Source organism: Bacteroides sp. UBA939 (genome assembly GCF_002293435.1).
Taxonomy (GTDB): domain Bacteria; phylum Bacteroidota; class Bacteroidia; order Bacteroidales; family Bacteroidaceae; genus Bacteroides.
Genome location: NZ_DBDF01000046.1, coordinates 1 through 3,900, shown reverse-complemented (window position 1 = coordinate 3,900; position 3,900 = coordinate 1). Strand labels below are relative to the sequence as shown.

Sequence of the window (3,900 nt, the reverse complement as noted above, 5' to 3'; positions counted from 1 at the left end):
CTCATTTATGACAAGACACTTATAAACACTACAGATTAGAGTAGTTAACGGACAATATCCGTAGAAAGGAATTGGTCAATAATTCGTTTTCATTGGAGAAACGTTAAAGTGTCTTTAGCCGGTAATTGTAATTCATGCTCTTTCCATATATTTGCATTCATATTTAGCTTATTGTGTTATCTTAATGGGGTTTAACTAAATTATGTAAGGGCGTAATGAAGAATATAAATGCAGTGATTACAGGAGTCGGAGGATATATACCCGATTACATATTGACTAATGACGAGATATCTAAAATGGTAGATACTACGGATGAATGGATTATGGGACGCATCGGCATAAAAGAAAGACACATCTTGCGTGAAGACGGACTTGGAACTTCATATATGGCTCGTAAAGCAGCAAAGCAATTGATGCAGCGTACGAAATCAAATCCGGACGAAATTGACCTGGTAATTGTTGCCACTACCACCCCCGACTACCGGTTACCTTCCACATCTTCCATCTTATGCGAGAAACTGGGACTCAAGAATGCTTTTGCTTTCGACTTGCAAGCGGTTTGCAGCGGTTTCCTGTATGCGTTGGAAACAGGAGCAAACTTTATCCGCTCAGGAAATTATAAAAAAATCATCGTAGTAGGAGCTGAAAAAATGTCGTCGATAGTAGACTATACCGACCGCGCTACCTGCCCCATCTTTGGTGACGGCGCGGCGGCTGCCATGCTGGAACCCACAACAGAGGATTTCGGTATTATGGATGCCATGCTAAGGACAGATGGCAAGGGCCTGCCTTTCCTGCATATTAAAGCGGGCGGTACCGTATGCGCTCCTTCTTACTATACACTGGATAACCACATGCACTATATCTACCAGGAAGGACGCACCGTTTTCAAGTATGCCGTAGCTAACATGTCCGACACTTGTAAATCCGTCATGGAAAGAAACCACTTGAGTAAAGAAGATATCGACTGGATTATTCCGCACCAAGCCAACATGCGTATAATCACTGCCGTAACGCAACGCCTGGAAGTACCATCCGAAAAGGTCATGGTTAATATCGAACGTTATGGCAATACAAGCGCCGCTACGCTCCCACTTTGCCTCTGGGATTTTGAAGATAAACTCAAAAAAGGTGATAACCTGCTGCTTACAGCATTTGGAGCAGGCTTTGCCTGGGGAGCCGTTTACCTAAAGTGGGGATATGACGGAAAAAGATGATACTCTGTTAACCATATAATAACTAAAAAACAACCTGCATTTATGAATCATGAACTATCGATGAGCGCCAACCTGTTGGTGGCAGCTCTTCAGAAACCGGCTTCCGAATTTACCAAAGTTGACATCATTTCTTTTATCAAAGAAAAAGAAATCCGTATGGTAAACTTCATGTATCCTGCTGCGGACGGTCGACTGAAAACACTCAACTTCGTCATCAACAACGCCGCATACCTTGATGCCATATTGACTTGTGGCGAACGTGTGGACGGTTCCAGCCTTTTCCCGTTTATCGAAGCAGGCAGTAGCGACCTGTATGTGGTTCCCCGCTTCTGCACCGCCTTTATCGATCCGTTTGCCGAAGAACCCACGCTTACCATGCTTTGCTCTTATTTCAATAAGGATGGCGAACCATTGCAAAGCTCCCCGGAGTACACCTTGCGCAAGGCATGTGAAGCATTTACCGAGGTCACAGGCATGGAGTTTCAGGCTATGGGCGAGTTGGAATATTATGTAATTTCAGAAGATGACGGCTTATTCGCAGCTACCGACCAGCGAGGCTACCACGAATCCGCCCCTTATGCCAAGTTCAATGATTTCCGCACAGAATGTATGCTGTATATTGCACGGGCAGGCGGAGAAATCAAGTACGGCCACTCTGAAGTGGGTAATTTCGCGCTCGACGGCAAAATCTACGAACAGAATGAAGTCGAGTTCCTGCCTGTACGCGCCGACCGCGCCGCTGATCAGTTGATGATAGCCAAGTGGATAATTCGTAACCTCGCTTATCAGTACGGATATGATATAACATTTGCTCCGAAGATTACGGTAGGAAAAGCCGGCTCCGGTTTGCATATACACATGCGTATCATGAAGGACGGACAAAACCAGATGCTGAAAGACGGCATACTTTCCGAAACAGCCCGCAAAGCCATTGCCGGAATGATGGAACTGGCACCTTCCATTACGGCTTTCGGTAACACCAACCCTACTTCTTATTTCCGCCTTGTGCCGCACCAGGAGGCGCCGACTAATGTTTGCTGGGGCGACCGCAACCGTTCCGTCCTGGTACGTGTTCCGTTGGGCTGGTCTGCCAAGACAGATATGTGCGTGCTGGCTAACCCCCTGGAGAGTCCGAGTAATTACGACACCACGCAGAAGCAAACCGTGGAAATGCGTTCTCCGGACGGTTCTGCCGATTTATACCAGTTGATAGCCGGACTGGCAGTGGCTTGCCGTCACGGTTTTGAAATGGAAGACGCACCGGCTATTGCAGAAAAGACGTACGTCAACGTGAATATTCACAAGAAAGAGAATGAGGACAAGCTGGAACAACTGGAACAATTACCGGATAGTTGCGCCGCTTCCGCCGATTGCCTGGAAAAACAGCGCGCCGTGTTCGAGCAGTACCACGTATTCAGCCCCGCAATGATTGACGGAATTATCAGCAAACTGCGTTCATATAATGACAAGACCTTGCGCAGCGAAGTGCAGGACAAGCCGGAAGCAATGATGGCATTAGTGAAGAAGTACTTCCATTGCGGATAGGGAGAAAATTTGAATTATGAATTATGAATTATTGAACACAGAGACACAGAGACACAGAGTTTTTTCTCTGCGACGTAGTCGCCNNTCTTATTCAGGTTCTCTTCTTAATAGAAAAAGAAAGCTCTGTGTCTCTGTGTTCAAAAAAAGTACTACCTTTGGTACTACCAAAATCGCACAAAATGGTATTATCATGAAGCCGAAGTATGAAATAACATCGGATATATTGAGCCTGTTGGCCGAAATATCCCACAAGTTGGGGATGATCGAAGGAGCGCAACTCTCCAAGCCCCCCGTGTCGCTCCGGCGCGAAAGCCGCATCAAAACCATATCGTCCACCCTGCAAATCGAGGGCAACACGATGACGCTGGAGCAGGTGACCGATTACATCGACGGCAAGCGGGTGCTGGCTCCGGCGAAAGACCTGATGGAGCTTCGCAACGCCATCGAAGTTTACGACCGTTTCGGGAGTTACAACCCGTTCAGCGTAAAATCGCTGTGCGAAGCCCACAAGAGACTGATGAACGGATTGTTGCCCGACGCGGGACGATTGCGGAGCGGCAACGTAGGCATCGCCAAAGGCGACGAGATTGCATTCGTCGCGCCCCCTGCCGGAGGTGAAAAAACATATCGGGTTCCGCAGGTTGGTCGCGCCCTCACAGGCCGAACCAAAGTATCGAAACATTGGAAAAACAAATCGAAAAGATAATAAAATGAGACGTTTTTGTATTACAACCATTGCGATGCTGTCGATATGGACAACCTCGTGCAAAGCACAAAAAAACAATTATGACATGTTAACATCAGTCAAACACCGCATCGAGGCGACCATGCAGGATGGTGCGCCCAAAAACTATTATGGAGTGACGTTCTCCAGCAACGGGTGCAATTTCGAGATTTTGGTGAACGACGTGCCTGTTTATCGATTCTTTAAAGAAGGAGGAGTGACATCTTTCTATCCCATTAATCCGTGGATTCTTTCCAGCGGCGAACAACGGCTCAAGGTGCGTCTCTATCCGGTAAAAGGGTTTGAGGACAAAGGCATTCTATCGTCAGAACCATTAAATGTGGTCGTAAAATATCTGCCCGATCCGGCAGTAGATTTGAATGAGGCCACGGTTGTGATTGCCGATTTTATTCC

General features: G+C 47.0%; 3 protein-coding genes and 1 pseudogene. All 4 read left to right on the top strand.

Annotated elements, in window-relative coordinates; all coding sequences use genetic code 11:
• Positions 1 to 215: 215 nt before the first annotated feature.
• The gene (locus B2Z67_RS03215) at positions 216 to 1,217 is read left to right on the top strand and encodes a beta-ketoacyl-ACP synthase III (RefSeq protein WP_291528377.1); all 1,002 of its coding nucleotides are present in this window, start codon (positions 216 to 218) and stop codon (positions 1,215 to 1,217) included.
• A gap of 42 nt (positions 1,218 to 1,259) precedes the next feature.
• Positions 1,260 to 2,762, top strand: coding sequence for a glutamine synthetase family protein (locus tag B2Z67_RS03210; RefSeq protein ID WP_291528376.1), 1,503 nt, complete (start codon positions 1,260 to 1,262; stop codon positions 2,760 to 2,762).
• 133 nt (positions 2,763 to 2,895) lie between these two features.
• Positions 2,896 to 3,468: a Fic family protein gene (locus B2Z67_RS03205; RefSeq protein ID WP_291528375.1), complete on the top strand. Its 573-nt coding sequence runs from the start codon at positions 2,896 to 2,898 to the stop codon at positions 3,466 to 3,468.
• 4 nt (positions 3,469 to 3,472) lie between these two features.
• Positions 3,473 to 3,900, top strand: a pseudogene (locus B2Z67_RS03200) (hypothetical protein); the annotation flags it as partial.

Coding starts and splice junctions, on each gene's coding strand:
- B2Z67_RS03215 (WP_291528377.1), top strand. CDS start 216: ATGAAGAATATAAATGCAGTGATTACAGGAGTCGGAGGATATATACCC.
- B2Z67_RS03210 (WP_291528376.1), top strand. CDS start 1,260: ATGAATCATGAACTATCGATGAGCGCCAACCTGTTGGTGGCAGCTCTT.